The 15,390-nt window shown below is 70.6% G+C and carries 16 protein-coding genes; 7 read left to right on the forward strand and 9 right to left on the reverse strand.

Annotated elements, in window-relative coordinates:
• Nucleotides 1–5: 5 nt before the first annotated feature.
• The 3 genes from MQP27_RS39980 to MQP27_RS39990 all read right to left on the reverse strand — a co-directional run bounded on the left by MQP27_RS39980 (nt 6) and on the right by MQP27_RS39990 (nt 3,775).
• On the reverse strand, nt 6–584 hold the full coding sequence (locus MQP27_RS39980) for a TerD family protein (RefSeq protein WP_242774723.1): 579 nt from the start codon (nt 582–584) through the stop codon (nt 6–8).
• 160 nt (nt 585–744) lie between these two features.
• Nucleotides 745–2,877: an excinuclease ABC subunit UvrB gene (uvrB, locus tag MQP27_RS39985; RefSeq protein ID WP_242774725.1), complete on the reverse strand. Its 2,133-nt coding sequence runs from the start codon at nt 2,875–2,877 to the stop codon at nt 745–747.
• Nucleotides 2,878–2,917: 40 nt separating this feature from the next.
• Complete coding sequence (locus MQP27_RS39990; RefSeq protein WP_242774728.1) at nt 2,918–3,775, reverse strand: MHYT domain-containing protein; 858 nt, start codon at nt 3,773–3,775, stop codon at nt 2,918–2,920.
• 280 nt (nt 3,776–4,055) lie between these two features.
• On the opposite strand from MQP27_RS39990, the gene MQP27_RS39995 reads away from it, so the two are divergent.
• The 3 genes from MQP27_RS39995 (at nt 4,056) to fdhA (ending at nt 6,899) form a co-directional block, all read left to right on the forward strand.
• Complete coding sequence (locus MQP27_RS39995) at nt 4,056–4,934, forward strand: glycerophosphodiester phosphodiesterase (protein WP_242774731.1); 879 nt, start codon at nt 4,056–4,058, stop codon at nt 4,932–4,934.
• 54 nt (nt 4,935–4,988) lie between these two features.
• Complete coding sequence (locus MQP27_RS40000) at nt 4,989–5,543, forward strand: methylated-DNA--[protein]-cysteine S-methyltransferase (RefSeq protein WP_242774733.1); 555 nt, start codon at nt 4,989–4,991, stop codon at nt 5,541–5,543.
• A gap of 129 nt (nt 5,544–5,672) precedes the next feature.
• Nucleotides 5,673–6,899, forward strand: a complete 1,227-nt coding sequence (gene fdhA, locus MQP27_RS40005) for a formaldehyde dehydrogenase, glutathione-independent (RefSeq protein WP_242774735.1) — start codon at nt 5,673–5,675, stop codon at nt 6,897–6,899.
• Between the two features lie 59 nt (nt 6,900–6,958).
• Here the strand turns inward: fdhA and MQP27_RS40010 are convergent, their stop codons facing one another.
• Nucleotides 6,959–7,387: a VOC family protein gene (locus MQP27_RS40010; RefSeq protein WP_242774737.1), complete on the reverse strand. Its 429-nt coding sequence runs from the start codon at nt 7,385–7,387 to the stop codon at nt 6,959–6,961.
• A 99-nt stretch (nt 7,388–7,486) separates the two neighbouring features.
• Between MQP27_RS40010 and MQP27_RS40015 the strand changes: the two genes are divergently transcribed.
• Nucleotides 7,487–8,395: a pseudouridine-5'-phosphate glycosidase gene (locus MQP27_RS40015; protein WP_242774739.1), complete on the forward strand. Its 909-nt coding sequence runs from the start codon at nt 7,487–7,489 to the stop codon at nt 8,393–8,395.
• 74 nt (nt 8,396–8,469) lie between these two features.
• Complete coding sequence (locus MQP27_RS40020) at nt 8,470–9,411, forward strand: carbohydrate kinase family protein (protein ID WP_242774741.1); 942 nt, start codon at nt 8,470–8,472, stop codon at nt 9,409–9,411.
• 641 nt (nt 9,412–10,052) lie between these two features.
• On the opposite strand, the gene MQP27_RS40025 is transcribed toward MQP27_RS40020, so the two are convergent.
• Entirely contained in the window at nt 10,053–10,847 is a 795-nt protein-coding gene (locus tag MQP27_RS40025) for a methyltransferase domain-containing protein (protein ID WP_242774743.1), read from the reverse strand.
• Nucleotides 10,848–11,089: 242 nt separating this feature from the next.
• Here MQP27_RS40025 and MQP27_RS40030 point away from each other — a divergent pair, with 242 nt between their 5' ends.
• Nucleotides 11,090–12,217, forward strand: coding sequence for a magnesium and cobalt transport protein CorA (locus MQP27_RS40030; RefSeq protein WP_242774746.1), 1,128 nt, complete (start codon nt 11,090–11,092; stop codon nt 12,215–12,217).
• Nucleotides 12,218–12,235: 18 nt separating this feature from the next.
• Here MQP27_RS40030 and MQP27_RS40035 read toward each other — a convergent pair whose 3' ends face one another.
• The 4 genes from MQP27_RS40035 to MQP27_RS40050 all read right to left on the reverse strand — a co-directional run bounded on the left by MQP27_RS40035 (nt 12,236) and on the right by MQP27_RS40050 (nt 14,550).
• Entirely contained in the window at nt 12,236–12,664 is a 429-nt protein-coding gene (locus MQP27_RS40035; protein ID WP_242774749.1) for a CBS domain-containing protein, read from the reverse strand.
• Nucleotides 12,665–12,822: 158 nt separating this feature from the next.
• Nucleotides 12,823–13,236, reverse strand: a complete 414-nt coding sequence (locus MQP27_RS40040; protein WP_242774751.1) for a PPOX class F420-dependent oxidoreductase — start codon at nt 13,234–13,236, stop codon at nt 12,823–12,825.
• A 118-nt stretch (nt 13,237–13,354) separates the two neighbouring features.
• Nucleotides 13,355–13,996: a nucleoside/nucleotide kinase family protein gene (locus tag MQP27_RS40045; RefSeq protein WP_242774754.1), complete on the reverse strand. Its 642-nt coding sequence runs from the start codon at nt 13,994–13,996 to the stop codon at nt 13,355–13,357.
• Nucleotides 13,997–14,151: 155 nt separating this feature from the next.
• Nucleotides 14,152–14,550 (reverse strand): winged helix-turn-helix transcriptional regulator, encoded by a 399-nt coding sequence (locus MQP27_RS40050; RefSeq protein ID WP_242774756.1) that lies wholly within the window; start codon nt 14,548–14,550, stop codon nt 14,152–14,154.
• Between the two features lie 99 nt (nt 14,551–14,649).
• On the opposite strand from MQP27_RS40050, the gene MQP27_RS40055 reads away from it, so the two are divergent.
• A complete protein-coding gene (locus MQP27_RS40055) occupies nt 14,650–15,327 on the forward strand; it encodes an NAD(P)-dependent oxidoreductase (protein WP_278197091.1) in 678 nt (225 codons plus the stop codon).
• Nucleotides 15,328–15,390: the final 63 nt, after the last annotated feature.

The following is a 15,390-nucleotide window of genomic DNA, read 5'->3' on the forward strand; positions in this document are numbered from 1 at the left end:
CGGTCCTACAGGACCGGCAGGATGGCCGGCATCAGGTCCTGGAAGGTGCGGCCGTTGGCCGGGGAGCCGAGGGCCGTCATCGTCCAGCCCGGGCCCGAGCGGTGCACCTTCGCCATGATCTGGGCGGTGTAGGCGCCGCCGCCCGCGAGGGTGTAGCGGGCCAGCTCCTGGCCGTTGGTCTCGTCGACCAGGCGGCAGAACGCGTTCTGCACCTCCTGGAAGGTCTGGCCCGTGAAGGAGTTCACGGTGAAGACGATCTGGTCGATGTGGACCGGGACGCGCGCGAGGTCGACGAGGATCGCCTCGTCGTCGCCGCCCTGGCCGACACCACCGACGAGGTTGTCACCGGTGTGGCGCACCGAGCCGTCGTCGCTCACCAGGTGGCGGAAGAAGACGACGTCGACCGGCTGCTTGTCGGCGAACAGGACGGCCGAGGCGTCGAGGTCGATCTCCCGGGTGCGCGAGCCGAACAGGCCGCGCCGGGGAGCCGCCTGCCAGCCGAGACCCATGCGCACCGCGGTCAGGCTGCCTCCGTCGTTCTTCTGCAGACTGATGGCCTGACCCTTGGTCATGTTGACGGTCACGCGCTGATCCCCTCTCGAACTGTCCCCTGTTGCCGCGGAGTCCGCGGTTGACCAGAACCCTACGCAGCGCCACTGACAGTGCCGTACCCCGGCTCGTACTTTGTGTCGGTCTTGCAACACAGTGCGCATCCGCCGAGGTACGACGGGTGGCGCGGGGAGATCAGGCCAGGCCGGCCTCCTTCATCTGGCGCAGTTCCTTCTTCATCTCGGAGACCTCGTCGCGCAGCCGGGCGGCGATCTCGAATTGGAGATCCGCGGCGGCGGCGCGCATCCGTGCCGTCATCTCCTCGATCTGGTCGGCGAGTTCGGCCGCGGGGCGGTCGGTCGGCACCGTCTCCTTGGCCTTGCCCTTGGCGGACTTGGCGCCGCCGGCCTTTCCGAGTGCGGGCACGGGGGCCTTGGCTCCCTTGCCGTCCTTCGACTTGCGGTAGCCCGAGCCGAGCAGCTGCTCCGTGTCGACGTCCTCGCGGGCGATCTGCGCCACGATGTCGTTGATCTTCTTGCGCAGCGGCTGCGGGTCGATGCCGCGCTCCGTGTTGTACGCGACCTGCTTCTCCCGGCGGCGGTTGGTCTCCTCGATGGCCTTCTCCATCGCCGGGGTGATCTTGTCGGCGTACATGTGGACCTGGCCGGAGACATTGCGCGCCGCGCGGCCGATCGTCTGGATGAGGGACGTGCCGGAGCGTAGGAAGCCCTCCTTGTCGGCGTCCAGGATCGCGACCAGGGACACCTCGGGCAGGTCGAGGCCCTCACGCAGCAGGTTGATGCCGACCAGGACGTCGAACTCGCCGGAGCGCAGCTCCCGCAGCAGCTCGACGCGGCGCAGGGTGTCGACGTCGCTGTGCAGATAGCGAACCTGGATGCCGAGCTCCAGGAAGTAGTCCGTGAGGTCCTCGGCCATCTTCTTGGTGAGCGTGGTGACCAGGACGCGCTCGTCCTTCTCGGTGCGCTTGCGGATCTCGTGCACCAGGTCGTCGATCTGGCCCTCGGTGGGCTTGACGACGACCTCGGGGTCGACGAGGCCGGTGGGGCGGATGATCTGCTCCACGGCGCCGTCCGCGCGCGAGAGCTCGTACTTGCCCGGGGTCGCCGACAGGTACACCGTCTGCCCGATGCGCTCCTGGAACTCCTCCCACTTCAGCGGGCGGTTGTCGAGGGCGGAGGGCAGGCGGAAGCCGTGGTCGACGAGGGTGCGCTTGCGGGAGGCGTCGCCCTCGTACATGGCGCCGATCTGCGGGACGGTGTTGTGCGACTCGTCGATGACCAGCAGGAAGTCGTCCGGGAAGTAGTCCAGCAGGGTGTTCGGCGGGGAGCCGGGCAGGCGGCCGTCGAAGTGCATCGAGTAGTTCTCCACGCCGGAGCAGGAGCCGATCTGGCGGAGCATCTCGAGGTCGTACGTCGTGCGCATCCGAAGGCGCTGGGCCTCCAGGAGCTTGCCCTGCTTCTCGAGCTCGGCGAGGCGCTCGCCGAGCTCCTTCTCGATGTCGTTGACCGCGCGCTCCATGCGCTCGGGGCCCGCGACGTAGTGGGAGGCGGGGAAGACGTACAGGTGCTCGTCGTCGCTGATGATCTCGCCGGTGATCGGGTGGAGCGTCGAGAGGGCCTCGATCTCGTCGCCGAACATCTCGATGCGGACCGCGAGCTCCTCGTAGACCGGGAAGATCTCGATGGTGTCGCCGCGGACGCGGAAGGTGCCGCGGGTGAAGGCCAGGTCGTTGCGCGTGTACTGGATGTCCACGAAGCGGCGCAGCAGCTGGTCGCGGTCGATCTCCTCGCCGACCCGGAGCGGGACCATGCGGTCCACGTACTCCTGCGGTGTACCGAGGCCGTAGATGCAGGACACCGAGGCGACCACGACGACGTCGCGGCGGGTGAGCAGCGAGTTGGTCGCGGAGTGGCGCAGGCGCTCCACCTCCTCGTTGATCGAGGAGTCCTTCTCGATGTAGGTGTCCGACTGCGGGACGTAGGCCTCGGGCTGGTAGTAGTCGTAGTACGAGACGAAGTACTCGACCGCGTTGTTCGGCAGCAGCTCGCGGAACTCGTTCGCCAGCTGGGCGGCCAGGGTCTTGTTCGGCGCCATCACGAGCGTGGGGCGCTGGAGCTTCTCGATCATCCACGCGGTGGTGGCGGACTTGCCGGTGCCGGTGGCGCCGAGCAGGACGACGTCCTTCTCGCCCGCCTGGATGCGCCGGGCGAGCTCGGCGATGGCCTGGGGCTGGTCGCCGCTGGGCTGGTAGGGGCTGACGACCTCGAAGGGCGCCACCGTGCGTTCGATGTTGGAAACGGGCCGCATGGGTTCCACCGTACGACCCGCCACTGACAACGCGGCGCGATCAGCGGTTCTGCGGGGTGCGGGAGCTTTGTCGGGCGCCGCGGATCGGGCGCGGCCGGTGGGCCGGGTGGTGGACGGTGGGGTGGGCCGGGACGCCCGGCTTCTGCTCGACGGGGGTCCACTGGGGCTTGCCCATGACCATCAGCGGGTCGAACATCACCACCACGCCGGCGAGGACGAGGAAGGCGAGCGGGCCGACCAGCATGGGCCACAGCAGTGCGGCGGGCGAGTCGCCGGCGGTCGGGGCGGACGTGCCGTGGAGGTGGACGCTCATGGCCGCCATGCCCGTGTAGTGCATGCCGCTGACGGCGAGCCCCATGACGAGACTCGCGCCCACGCTCCACATGAAGCCCCTGACTTGTCCGGCGGCCCAGAGGGCGGCTGTGGCGGCGGCCATCGCTATGACGACGGAGGCGGCCACGGTGAGCGTGTTGTACTCCAGTTTTCCGTTCAGGCGCATTCCCGCCATGCCCAGGTAGTGCATCGAGGCGATGCCCAGGCCGGTGATCGTGCCGCCGGTGAACAGGGCCGTTCCCCTCGCGCCCTTGTAGCCGACTATGAAGATCCCGATGCCCACCATGACGATGGCGACGCCGAGGCTCGCGAAGGTCGTCGGTTTGTCGTAGTGGATCGGCGCCTGCTTGACGGTGAAGCCCATCATGGCGACGAAGTGCATGGTCCATATGCCGGAGCCGATGGCCGCCGAGCCGAGGGCCAGCCAGGCGGGGCGCCGGGAGTGGGTGACGAGCATCGATCTGGTGGTGCAGCGCAGGCCCAGGGCTCCGCCCAGAGAGGCCATGAGATAGGCCACCAGCGGTGTGACGAGTCCGTAGCTGAATCCGTCGACCGTGCCTTGCATGCGCGGCTGCCCTTCCCGCCCTCTTGCGTCCCTGATTTCCCTGAAATGCGCCCCCTCCCAGGACCGCCCGAGCGGTCAGGGTTGAGGCAGAGAGTATGACTCCCACCGGAATGGTCGAACGATTTTCCGGCAAAGAAACACGTCGTTGCCCCAGTTGTGCGGCACCAGTGAGCGGACTTGGACAACACCATTCGATGTGTGTCCATTCTGTACCGCGCCGACAATGACGCTCTGCTGTCACAGTTGAGCTGTCCGTGATTGCCCGACGCGAGGAGCACGCATGTACGCGCGCGCAATGGCCGCCATCACCACCGCGCTGCTGGGGGTCGCCGCCCTGCTGCTGCCCGGCTCCGACGCCCGGGCGGGCGACGTCGCCGGCGAGCACGTCGCGGTCATCGGCCACCGGGGCGCCTCCGCCTACGCGCCGGAGAACACCCTGGCCTCCATCGACAAGGCGGCGCGGCTGGGCATCACCTGGGTGGAGAACGACGTCCAGCGCACCAAGGACGGCGAACTCGTCGTCGTCCACGACGACAGCCTGCAGCGCACGACCGACGTCGAGCAGGTCTTCCCCGGGCGCTCGCCGTGGAAGGTAAAGGACTTCACAGCGGCCGAGATCGCGAGCCTGGACGCGGGGAGCTGGTTCGGCCCGAAGTACGCGGGCACGCGCGTGCCGACGCTGCGGCAGTACATGCGCCGGGTGGAGCACAACCACCAGAAGCTGCTTTTGGAGATCAAGAACCCCGAGCTGTACCCGGGTATCGAACGGCAGACTCTGAAGCTCCTCGCCAACGAGGGCTGGCTGGACCGGCAGCACCTGGCGGGCCGGCTGATCGTGCAGAGCTTCAGCGCGGACAGCCTCAAGATCGTCCACGACCTCGATCCCGCCGTCACGACCGGCTTCCTGGGCACGCCACGCGTGTCGGACCTGCCCGCGTACGCGGCCTTCACCGACGGGATCAACCCCTCGTACAGCTCGATCTCGACGGGTTACGTGGCCGCCGTGCACGCGTTCACCGGGCCGCACGACAGGCCGCTGGAGGTCTTCGCCTGGACCGTCAACGACGCGCCGACGGTACGGCGGGTCGTCCGCTACGGCGTGGACGGCGTCATCACCAACAAACCGGACGTGGTCCGGGCCGCGCTGCAGGCACCCTGAGTCCGGCCGGCCGGCTGGCGGGGCGTTGTCAGTGGCGGGTCGTACGGTGGGCGCATGGACAGCCATGGGCAGTACGAGCAGCAGGTCGTGTGGGCCGTGGTGGACAGCGGTATCGGTCCACTGCTGCTGGCCGCGACCCGCGAGGGCCTGGTCAACGTCGTGTTCCACGCCACGGACGCGGTGCGGGACAGGGCCCTCAAGGGGCTTGCGTCCCGCTTGGGCGTCGAGCCCGTCGAGGCACTGGACTCGCCGCTGCTCGCCGAGGCGATACGGCAGGTCGACGAGTACTTCGCGGGCAAGCGGCGCGACTTCGAGCTGCCGCTGGACTGGTCGCTGATCTCCGGCTTCAACCGGCAGGTGCTGCGCGAGCTGGCCGCCGGTGTGCCGTACGGCGCCGTGGTGGGCTACGGCGACCTGGCCGGGCGCGTGGGCCAGCCGGGCGCGGCCCAGGCGGTGGGGGCCGCGATGGGGTCCAATCCGCTGCCGGTCGTGGTGCCCTGCCACCGTGTGGTCGAGAGCGACGGCGGCATAGGCGGGTTCGGGGGCGGACTGGAGACCAAGCGGAAGCTGCTCGCCCTGGAGGGAGTGCTGCCCGAGCCGCTGTTCTGACGATCCGTCGGCCGGCTCCCACCCACCCGTACGCGGAGGGTGGCCGGAAGGCCGAGCCGGTAGCAGACTCCGCCATGCGCACAGCCACTGGCATCCGAGGGCTCGGAGCCGAAGGGACGGCGAATTCGCATGAGCGGAAACAGGGCAGTCGCGTATCTCAAGCCGGGCGCGGTGGAGGTCCGGACCATCGAACACCCGACGCTTGAACTGCAGGACGGGCCGGGGGTGGCACCGGAGAACGTCGGCCGCAAGTGCCGGCACGGTGTGATCCTCAAAGTGCTCGCCAGCAACATCTGCGGCAGCGACCAGCACATGGTGCGCGGGCGGACGACCGCGCCCGAGGGGCTGGTCCTCGGACACGAGATCACCGGGGAGGTCGTCGAACGAGGGCCGGACGTCGAGTTCATCGAGGTCGGCGACATCGTCTCGGTACCGTTCAACATCGCCTGCGGGCGGTGCCGCAACTGCAAGGAGCGCAAGACCGGCATCTGCCTGAACGTCAACCCGGCCCGCCCCGGGGCGGCGTACGGCTATGTCGACATGGGCGGCTGGGTCGGCGGCCAGGCCGAGTACGCCATGGTCCCGTACGCGGACTTCAACCTGCTGAGGTTCCCGGACCGCGACGAGGCGCGTGAGAAGCTGCTCGACCTGACCATGCTGTCGGACATCTTCCCGACCGGCTTCCACGGCGTGGTGAGCTCGGGCGCGGGCGTCGGTTCGACGGTGTACGTCGCCGGGGCGGGCCCGGTCGGTCTGGCGGCGGCCGCTTCGGCGCAGCTGCTGGGTGCCGCCGTGGTCATCGTCGGCGACCTCAACCCCGAACGCCTCGCGCAGGCGCGGAGCTTCGGCTGCGAGACCGTCGACGTCTCGCAGGGCAGCATCGAGGAGCAGATCGCCCAGATCACCGGGGAGCCGGAGGTGGACGCGGCGGTCGACGCGGTCGGCTTCGAGGCCCGGGCGCACGGCCCCGACGCCCCGGAGGCGCCCGCGACCGTCCTGAACTCGCTGATGGGCATCACGCGTGCGGGCGGCGCACTGGGCATTCCCGGGCTCTACGTCACGGACGACCCGGGCGGGATCGACGAGGACGCGAAGTCCGGGACGCTGAAGGTGCGGCTCGGTCTCGGCTGGGCCAAGAGCCACCACTTCACGACCGGACAGTGCCCGGTGATGAAGTACCACCGCGGCCTGATGCAGGCGATCCGGCACGGGCGCGTGCACATCGCCAAGGCGGTGAACGCGACCGTCATCGGCATCGAGGACGCTCCCCGCGGCTACGCCGAGTTCGACCAGGGCGCCAGCCGCAAGTACGTGCTCGATCCACATGGGGCGCTGGACGGCGTACGGCCCGTCTGAGCCCCTGAGGCAGGGGTGGCCACGCGTTCCACGCGCGCGTGGCCGCCGCCTGCGCCCTGCTAGTCGTAGTGCCGGGCCTCGAAGACGTTCCCGTCCGGGTCGCGGAAGTAGAAGCTGCGGGTGGCGTTCCCGCGGGCGCCGAAGGAGTCGTAGGAGAGCTCGGAGACAGGGACGGCGCGTTCCCGCAGTCGGCTGTGGAGGGTGTCGAAGTCGGCGCCGGGCAGGGCCAGGCAGACGTGGTTGACGGGGTGGCCGGCGCTCTCGGCGGCGCCGGGGAGCATCTTCATGCGCTCCGCCATGGAGTGGGGCATCAGGTCGAGGATGGTCTCGTCGTTGAGCCGTACGGAGGGGAACGGAGCCTCTCCCGAGGTGAACTCGTGGACCCGGACGGGCCTGAGCCCGATCACCTTCTCGTAGAAGTCGGCCGAGGCGACCGGGTCGCGCACCCACAGGACGACGTGGTCGAGACGTGTCGTGTTGTCCGTCATGTTCCTCAGGCTGGTGTCGGCCGCCACAGGCCGCAAGTGTTTGACCGGGCACGGCGCTCGCCAGACATGAGGGAAGAACGAACGACAGGAGGCAGGCGCGTGGTGCTGGTGGTGTCGGAGGAAGTACGCGAGGCGATCGACGCGCGTCGACCCGTGGTGGCCCTGGAGTCCACGATCATCGCGCACGGGCTGCCGCGCCCGCGGAATCTGCAGGTGGCGCTGGAGCTGGAGGACGTCGTACGGCGGGAGGGCGCCGTTCCCGCGACGATCGCGGTGCTGGACGGGCGGCCCCATGTCGGGCTGGACAAGGAGCAGTTGGAGCGGGTCGCGAACGCGGACGGCATCCGCAAGCTGGGCCACCGGGACCTGCCGCTCGCGGTGGCGTCCGGGGCCAGCGGGGCCACCACGGTGTCGGCGACTGCGCTGCTGGCGGCTCTGGCGGGCGTACGGGTGTTCGCCACGGGCGGGCTCGGCGGGGTGCACCGGGAGTGGACGGTCACGCAGGACGAGTCGGCCGACCTCGGGCTGCTGGCGCGGACGCGGATCACCGTGGTGTGCGCGGGAGTGAAGTCGATCCTGGACGTGCCGGCGACCTTGCAGCGGCTGGAGACACTGGGCGTCGCCGTGGCCGGGTACGGCACGGACCGCTTCCCCGGCTTCTATCTGTCGGACTCGGGGCATCCCGTGGAGTGGACGCTGGAGAGCCCCGCGCAGGTGGCCGACGTGATGCGGGCGCAGGACGCGCTCGACGGTCCCGAGTCGTCGTTGATCGTCGCCAACCCCGTGCCCGAGGACGAGCAGCTGGATCCCGAGCTGCACGCGCGCGTACTCGCCGACGCGCTGCACGCGTGCGAGGCGGAGGGCGTGACCGGCCAGGCCGTGACGCCGTTCCTCCTGGACTATCTGGTACGGCACACCGACGGAGCCTCGCTGGAAGCGAATCTGGCGGCCGTACGGGGCAACGTACGCCTGGCGGCACGGATCGCGGCGGCCTGGGCCGGGGCGTGACGGCGGGGGTCGGTGGGGCGGCGGGCGCTGATGGCACGGGCTCATCGGTCGCGGCTCCCGGCAGTGGGGGCGCAGTGACGGGTGCGCCTGGTCCGCAGGCCGGGGCGCTGCTCGTCGTCGGGGATGTGGTCACCGATGTCGTCGCCCGGCATCGGGGGGCGCTGGCCGTGGGGACGGACACGGCTGCCGTCATTCGGAGGGTGCCGGGTGGGGCGGGGGCCAATGTGGCCTGCTGGGCGGCGCATTGGGGGTGGCCCGAGGTGCGGCTGCTCGGGCGGGTGGGGGTCGACGCGGCGGACTGGCACGAGCGGGAGCTGGCCGGGTGCGGGGTGCGGCCGCGGCTCGTCGTCGATCCGGAGGCGCCGACCGGGACGGTGATCTGCCTCGTCGCCACGGAGGACTCGGCCGAGCGGACGTTCCTGACCGACAGCGGGGCGTCGATGCGGCTGGATCCCGGGGACTGGTCGGAGACGTTGCTGGACGGCGTGGCCCGGCTGCATCTGTCCGGCTATCTGCTGTTCTCCGAGCCGAGCCGGGCGCTGGTGGCGGTGGCGCTGGAGTCTGCACGCGCGCGTGGCGTGCCGGTGAGTCTGGATCCCGCGTCGGCGGGCTTCCTGCTGGAGCTGGGCGTCGACCGGTTCCTGAAGCTCGTCGAAGGCGTGGACCTGCTGCTACCCAGCCGGGACGAGGCGTGCCTTCTCACGGGGCTGCCCAACGCGGCGGACGCGGCGGCGGAGCTGAGCCGGCACATCCCGCTGGTGATCATGAAGCAGGGCGCGGATGGAGCGCTGGTGGCCCGCGGCGGCACGGTACGCGCGCGCGTGCCGGCCGCACGGGCGACCCCGACGGACACCACGGGCGCCGGCGACGCCTTCACAGGCGCGTTCCTGGCCACGTTGCTCGCGGGCGCGGAACCGGAAGAGGCGGCGCGGGAGGGCTGCCGGGCGGGGGCGATGGCCGTCGAACGGGTTGGGGGGCGACCGCCGGGGCGGGCTGAGGGACTGGGCCGAGGGTGAGGGGCTGGGCCGAGGGTGAGAGGCGGGGCGGAGATGAGGAGCTGTGGCAGGGGTTGGAGACGGGGGCGGTGATGAGGAACTGCGGCGGGGGGGAGGGCCGGGCCGAGGATGAGGAGCGGGCCGAGGATGAGGAGCGGGGCGGAGATGACGAGCTGAGGCCGGGACGAGAGACGGGGGTGGCGATGAGGGACTCCGGCGGGGCCGAGAGGCGGCGGTGGCGACGAGGACTGCGGTGGGGGCGAGGAACTGGGCCGACGGCGAAAAGGGGGGCGGAGATGACGAGCTCCGGCAGGGTGAGGCACTGAACCGAGGATGAGAAGCGAGGCGGAGATGACGAGCTGACGCGGGGCGAGTAGCTGGGCGGAGCCCTCTGCGCCCGCAGCCCCGCGGCCTCGCCTACTCCCCCGCCCACTCTCTGCCGCCTAGCCCCGCTTCCCCGCCGCCTCGCTCGCGCCTCCTGCCGCCTCGCTCAACCTCCGCCGCCTCGCTCACACCCCCTGCCGCCTCGCCCGCACCCCTGCCGCCTCGCTCACACCCCCTGCCGCCTCGTCCGCTCCCCCGCCGCCTCACCCACCCCCGCCGCCTCGCTAAACCTCCACCGCCTAGCTCAACCTCCTCCGCCTCGCCCACACCCCCGTCGCCTACGCCTTCCTCCCCCACGCCGAAATCATCGGCGCCGTCGCCAGGTCCATTCCCCCGGCCTCGACGTTTGCCAGGTGGCGGTCGATGTCCTCGGGTGTGGCGATGCCCGCTTCGAGGAGTTGGGGGCGGATCTGGCGGACGGTGGCGGATTCGAGGGCCGCGCAGGACTGGGAGGTCAGGGGGAAGTACGCGTCGGCCTCCACTCGGCGCAGGCCGTGTTCGCGCAGCAGGCGCGGGAGTTGGCGGCCGTACGAGAGGTCCGCGCCGCGGTCAGCGAGGAGTTGGCGGAAGCCCTGGCGGAGGCGGTTGGCGAGGCGCTGTTCCGGGCCGTGTTCGTCGGGGCAGGCCAGGGGCTGGAGCGCCGGGTCGGCGTCCTCCAGCAGGAGGCGGCCACCGGGGCGCAGGGCCTTGATCATGGAGCGCAACGCCCGTTCGCGGTCCGGGACATGGACCAGGACCAGCCGGGCGTGCACCAGGTCGAAGCCCTCCCCCGGCGGCTCCTCGCCGGCCACGTCGTGGACGCGCACGTCCACCGGCGGCCGGGCGGCGGCCGCGAGCCGCGAGGTGTCGATGTCGGTGGCGACGACCTTTCCGGTCGGGCCGACCTTCTTGGCCAGCCAGGACACCACCGACGTACCGCCCGCGCCGACCTCCCAGCAGCGCCAGCCGGGGCCGATGCCGAATCCTTCGAGGTGCCGGAAGGTCGTGGGGTCGAAGAGGGTGGCGAAGGCGTCGAAGCGCTCGCCCGCCTCGGACTGCCGGTTGTCGAGGAGATACCCGTCGGATCGCGTCATGCCGCGATCATCCCAGTTGCCCGGCTTGCCGGGAGTGGTCGACGCGACGCTATGGCGAGATGTCCGGCGCCCGCGGGAGCGGGCACCTTCGTCCACAGGCGGGAACAAAGCGGAATCTTCTGTTCCCACAGGCTCACCTGCCGCTTACGCGGACCTGGCAAACTGGCTCGCCAGAGCGCAGGAGACGGCAGATCCGCCGGCTCCCGCGCCGAGCCCGAGGAGATCCACGCAAGGAGATCCAGATGTCCATGGCAGGGAATCTGCGGAAGGTCACGAGCCTCGGCAGGGTCGGTGGCCTTCGCAAGGTGGCACGGCTGGCCCGGCGGCGCCCCCGCGTCGACCTGAGCCACCCGGCCAGGTCCCCGCTGGGCTCCTCGGTGGTCAACTGCGTGACCTACCGGGAAGGCGTGCGGGTACCCGAGGGCAGCGACCTGGTCGACACCGTGGAGAAGGTGCGCAAGAGCAGGGACGGTTTCGTGTGGCTCGGTCTGCACGAGCCGACGGACCAGGAGTTCGCCGGCATCGCCGAGCTCTTCGACCTGCATCCGCTGGCGGTCGAGGACGCGGTCGAGGCACATCAGCGCCCGAAGCTGGAGCGGTACGGCGACACGCTGTTCGCCGTGTTCAAGACGGTCTGCTACGTCGAGCACGAGCAGCTGACCGCGACCAGCGAGGTGGTGAACACCGGCGAGATCATGGTGTTCGTCGGCGAGGAGTTCGTGATCACGGTACGGCACGGGATGCACGGCTCGCTGGGCCCGCTGCGCGAGGAGCTGGAGTCCGACTCCCGGCAGCTCGCGAAGGGGCCGGCGGCGGTGCTGCACGCGATCGCGGACCATGTGGTGGACGACTATCTGCACGTCACCGACCAGGTCCAGGCGGACATCGACCAGGTGGAGACGGACGTGTTCGCGGAGAACGGCGCGCGGGCCGACCCCGGCCGGATCTACCAGATGAAGCGTGAACTCCTGGAGCTCAAGCGGGCCGTGGCGCCCCTGGCCGGCCCGCTCGACGACCTGGCCACCAGGCCGAGCCGGGTGGTCGGCCCGGAGATACAGGCCTACTTCAGGGACGTCCTCGACCACCTCATGCGGGCGAAGGAGCAGATCGCCTCGTTCGACGAACTGCTCAACTCGATCCTGCAGGCCCACCTCGCGCAGGTCACCGTGGCCCAGAACGAGGACATGCGCAAGATCACGGCCTGGGCCGCGGTGATCGCCGTACCGACGATGGTCTGCGGTGTGTACGGCATGAACTTCGATCACATGCCGGAGCTGCACTGGAGGTTCGGGTACCCCCTGGTCATAGGCGCGATATCCGTGGCCTGCCTGGTGCTGTACCGGGGCTTTCGGCGCAACGGCTGGCTGTGACGGATCCCGTCGGGGAGATCAGGACGTCGCGCCCCTGGCGTAGACGCTGTGGGCGAAGTCGGCGATCTGGTCCTCCGTCAGGTGCCGGGCCAGGTCGGCCTCGCTGATCATGCCGACCAGCCGCTTGTTCTCGATGACGGGGAGCCGGCGGATCTGGTGGTCCTGCATCTCCCGCAGCACATCGCTCACGTCGGCGTCCGCCTCGATCCAGCGCGGGGTGCCCTGGGCCATCTCTCCGGCGGTGACCTTGGCCGGGTCGTGGCCCATGGCCACGCAGCCGACGACGATGTCACGGTCGGTGAGAATGCCGCAGAGCCGCTCGTTCTGGTCGCTGATGGGCAGGGCTCCGACGTTCAGCTCGCGCATCAGCTGGGCCGCGCGGTCCAGGGTCTCGTGGGCGGGGATCCACTGGGCGCCCCGGTGCATGATGTCTGAGGCGGTGGTCATGGAGTACCTCCCGGTGCCGGACGACCGGCGCGGCGCGGGGAGGCACCGCTGGGCCCGGAGTCCCGGCGCCCTACATTCTCGCCGCGCGGCAGAGCGGGCGCACGTGGAACTCCGCGGTAACCGCCGCCCCGGAGGGCCGGGGCGGACGCCCGCCGGGTTCAGGCGGAGAAGCCCAGGATCTTCCGTGGCACGACACGGATGATCACGCGTACCTCGTCGTCCTTCTCGCCGGGCGGGTCGATGCCGAGGTACTTGTGCGAGAGCTCGTGCGGGAGGCGCTTTTCCTCGTCGGGGAGGATCTCGGCGGTGCCGCGGATCTCGACCGAGGTATAGGGGTTGGTGAGGTCGAAGACCGTGAGGCTGATGCGGGGGTCGCGGCGGAGGTTGCGCACCTTCTGGCGGCCGTCGGTGGAGGAGAAGAGCACGGTGTCGCCCTCGCGCTTGATCCAAACGACGGAGTTCTGCGGGGCGCCGTCGGGGCCGAGGGTGGCGACGCCGGCGAAGTTCTTGCCGTCGAGGAGGGCGCGGACGGGATCGGAGAAGGAGAGCGCAGGTGTGGTGGAGATCGTCATGGGGCCACGGTAATTAGATGCACGTGCATTGAAAAGCGGTTTGCCGGATCGACTTCGTGATCCAGGTGGTCCACGTGATCCAGGTGGTTGGGTGATCCAGGTGGTCGAGTGATCCGGGTCAGCCGTTCCACGCCGGGTGGCGCGGGTCGTCTGCGCGGACCAGTACGTCGGCTGTGCCGGCCGGGTCGGTCTCGGCCTCGTAGCGCTCGTAGGCGGGGAGGGTCCAGTGGTCGGGCTCGGGGGTGCGGCGGCGCAGGGCGCCGGGTGAGAGGAGGACGTGGACGGTCAGGTCGAAGGGGAACCAGTGGCGCAGCAGGAGGGGGCCGTGCAGCAACAGGAGGCCGCCGGGCGGGAGTTGGACGTAGGGGCTGCGGGTGGCTCGGTCGGCGACCGGGTCCCAGAGGTCGGGCAGGACGCGGCCGTCACCGCCGGGTTCGAGGGGGCCGAAGACCTCGCGCCACAGGGCGCGGGTGTCGAACCAGCCGTCGTAGTAGGCGTCCACGTCCTGGTGGCCGTACTCCAGGCGGAGCGAGGCCGGGCGCAGGAAGCCCTCCGTGCCGATGGTCAGCGAGGGGCGGCCATGTATGCGCAAGGCTTCGGCGACGCGTTCGGCGAGGTCTCCGGGGCGGGCCGCCGGGGCGCCGTCGAAGGCGATGCGGGGCCAGGGGCTGCCGTCGGCCGGTTTCAGGTCGAGCAGGCGCTCGGCGAGGAGGTCGCCGAGCCGGTCCCAGGTGATCGCTTCGAGTCGCACACGGCCCATGATGCGCCAGGGGGTGGCCGGGGTGCGTGGCGCGTGGGCGGTCCGACGGATCGGGGCGCCGCTTCGCCGCTCGCCGCTTCCCTGTCGGCAGTACTGGCAGTACTGGCAGTACTGGCAGTGAGGGCAGTACCGGCAGTGCGGTCAGGTCGCGCCGCTCAGGGTGCTTCTTGTTCGTGGGCGGTGCGGGCGGCGAGCAGGAGCGGTAGGTGGGTTCGGCTCCAGGTGCGGGCTGCGTCAAGGAGGGGAAGGAGGGATCGGCCGAGGGGGGTGAGGGTGTATTCGACTCGGGGTGGGTTCTCGTCGTAGGAGGTGCGGGTCAGCAGACCGTCGCGTTCCATCGCGCGCAGGGTTTCGCTGAGGACCTTGGGGGTGACGGCCCTGAGCGGGGCGCGGAGTTCCGTGAAGCGGCGCGGGCCGTCTTCGAGGCAGCGGATGACCATGCCGGTCCACTTGTCGCCGACGCGGAAGGGCATCGCCGAGGAGGGGCAGAGGGGGTCGAACATGTCGGGGTCCAGCGGGGCGGGGCGCCGGGTGCCGGACGGGGAGTCGGTCATCGGTCGAGGTTAGCGCCGATACCGTTGAAGTAACCGGGGTCTGTGCTTCTAACGTCCAGGTCAGGCGGCCAAGTGCGCTGCCGGGCAAGGGGGTTGGGCATGGGCGGGATCGTGGTCTTCGGGGCCGGTGGGCGGGCTGGGCGGGCGGTGACGGCCGAGGCGCGACGGCGTGGGGTGACGGTGACGGCCGTGGTGCGGGAGCCGGCGCGTTATCCGGATCTCGGGGCTGAGGGTGTCGTGGTGGTGAGGGGTGATGTGACCGATTCCGGGTCGGTCGGCGGTGTCGTGGGCGGCCATGTGGCGGCCGTACATGCCGTGTCGCCGTTCAGTGGGCCGGAGCAGGGGTTCGACTCGTTGGATCCGGACTTCTTCGTCAGGGCGTCGGATGCGTTGCTGGATGGGCTCGGGGCGGCGGGGGTGGGGCGTCTGGTCGCCATCGGTTTGTTCGCGAATCTGCTGGGGGCGGACGGGCGGGCGGTGATGGACGACGCGGAGGTGTTCCCGCCGGAGATACGGCCGTTCGCGCTCGCCCACACCGCGGGTCTGCGTCGGCTGGGGTCGCGGGGCGGCGCGGGTCCCGTCGACTGGGTGATGCTCACGCCGGGCGGCGGGCTGGAGGAGGGTGCGGCGCGGACCGGGCGGTACCGGCTGGGCGGTGAGCGGGTTCCCGAGGGCGGATCGGGGTTGTCGTACGCGGATCTCGCGGTGGCTGTGCTCGACGAGATCGAGATGCCTACGCAGCATCGGGTTCGGGTGTCGGTGACTGGGGCGCGGTGACAGGGGCGCGGTGACCGGTGGTCGGAGATCGGTGGTCGGTGGTCGGGAGTGTGGCTGGATCGG

This window comes from Streptomyces cylindrosporus, from assembly GCF_022698165.1.
Lineage (GTDB): Bacteria > Actinomycetota > Actinomycetes > Streptomycetales > Streptomycetaceae > Streptomyces > Streptomyces cylindrosporus.

Coding starts and splice junctions, on each gene's coding strand:
- MQP27_RS40000 (WP_242774733.1), top strand. CDS start 4,989: ATGGACAGCCATGGGCAGTACGAGCAGCAGGTCGTGTGGGCCGTGGTG.
- MQP27_RS40030 (WP_242774746.1), top strand. CDS start 11,090: ATGTCCATGGCAGGGAATCTGCGGAAGGTCACGAGCCTCGGCAGGGTC.
- MQP27_RS40025 (WP_242774743.1), bottom strand. CDS start 10,847: ATGACGCGATCCGACGGGTATCTCCTCGACAACCGGCAGTCCGAGGCG.
- MQP27_RS40035 (WP_242774749.1), bottom strand. CDS start 12,664: ATGACCACCGCCTCAGACATCATGCACCGGGGCGCCCAGTGGATCCCC.
- MQP27_RS40050 (WP_242774756.1), bottom strand. CDS start 14,550: ATGACCGACTCCCCGTCCGGCACCCGGCGCCCCGCCCCGCTGGACCCC.
- MQP27_RS39995 (WP_242774731.1), top strand. CDS start 4,056: ATGTACGCGCGCGCAATGGCCGCCATCACCACCGCGCTGCTGGGGGTC.
- uvrB (WP_242774725.1), bottom strand. CDS start 2,877: ATGCGGCCCGTTTCCAACATCGAACGCACGGTGGCGCCCTTCGAGGTC.
- MQP27_RS40010 (WP_242774737.1), bottom strand. CDS start 7,387: ATGACGGACAACACGACACGTCTCGACCACGTCGTCCTGTGGGTGCGC.
- MQP27_RS40055 (WP_278197091.1), top strand. CDS start 14,650: ATGGGCGGGATCGTGGTCTTCGGGGCCGGTGGGCGGGCTGGGCGGGCG.
- MQP27_RS40040 (WP_242774751.1), bottom strand. CDS start 13,236: ATGACGATCTCCACCACACCTGCGCTCTCCTTCTCCGATCCCGTCCGC.
- fdhA (WP_242774735.1), top strand. CDS start 5,673: ATGAGCGGAAACAGGGCAGTCGCGTATCTCAAGCCGGGCGCGGTGGAG.
- MQP27_RS40045 (WP_242774754.1), bottom strand. CDS start 13,996: ATGGGCCGTGTGCGACTCGAAGCGATCACCTGGGACCGGCTCGGCGAC.
- MQP27_RS39990 (WP_242774728.1), bottom strand. CDS start 3,775: ATGCAAGGCACGGTCGACGGATTCAGCTACGGACTCGTCACACCGCTG.